The sequence below is a fragment of the Hydrogenophilus islandicus genome, from assembly GCF_054657095.1.
Map to the genome: position 1 here is coordinate 1 of NZ_BAAHXE010000071.1, position 843 is coordinate 843.

The 843-nt window shown below is 60.0% G+C and carries 1 protein-coding gene; it reads left to right on the plus strand.

Going from position 1 to position 843, the window contains the following annotated elements:
* Nucleotides 1-387: 387 nt before the first annotated feature.
* Nucleotides 388-843: Rpn family recombination-promoting nuclease/putative transposase (locus ACYQ6T_RS10690; RefSeq protein ID WP_459830696.1), on the plus strand; the 456-nt coding region annotated here is incomplete at its 3' end.

Consider the following 843-nt stretch of genomic DNA (forward strand, 5'->3'; position numbering starts at 1 on the left):
GATGAAGTAGCGCTCTTGGGCAATGAGCGCTTCGATCTCAGCGAGGTCGATGCGCGCGAGCGGATCGACCATGTAGTGCAGCTCGGGCTTACTGGGCCCTGCGGTGTTGAACTGCTTTTCGCGCTGCGGGGGCAGAAGGTGAGGGGTCGGCGTGTCGGGATTCACAGATTGGATCCTCCGTAACCAGAAAGAGGGGTTGCCCAACATCGGACAGGAAAAGCATACCCGATGATTGTGCGAAATGCCAGTACCAAGAGGGACAGGCAATCGCATTGGGAATCGCCAAAGAGACCTGGTGCTTGCGCACGGCACCCAGTCGCACGACACCGAATCGAATGGCGTATCTTCTAAAAGGATCTGATCCGGCAAAACCGCCACCTTCGCCGCCTGCCGCCGGTGCTTCCGATCGTGCTCTACAACGGCGAACGCCGCTGGCGCGCGGCGACGGAATTCTCGGCGTTGATCGATCTGGCAACGCCCGAAGTGTTACGCGCTTACCTCCCGGAACTCCGTTACGTCCTCATTGACGAAGGGCGGTATGATCCCGCGGAGCTCGCCCACCGCCGCAACCTCGCTGCGGCGCTCTTTCGGCTAGAATTAGCGCGTACGCCTGACGAGATTCGAGAGGTGGTGCGAGCGCTCGTCGCGTGGCTCGACGCCCCTGAGCAGCGGGAGTTGCGCCGGACGCTCACCAAGTGGCTGCTACGCCTGATGCGCCGCCGAGTCACCCAAACCGAGATTCCCGAGGTTCAAGATCTTTTGGAGGTCGATACCATGCTTGCCGAACGGATGAAGCGCTGGACGAGAGAGTGGAAGGAAGAGGGATTTAATTTGACTGTGTCA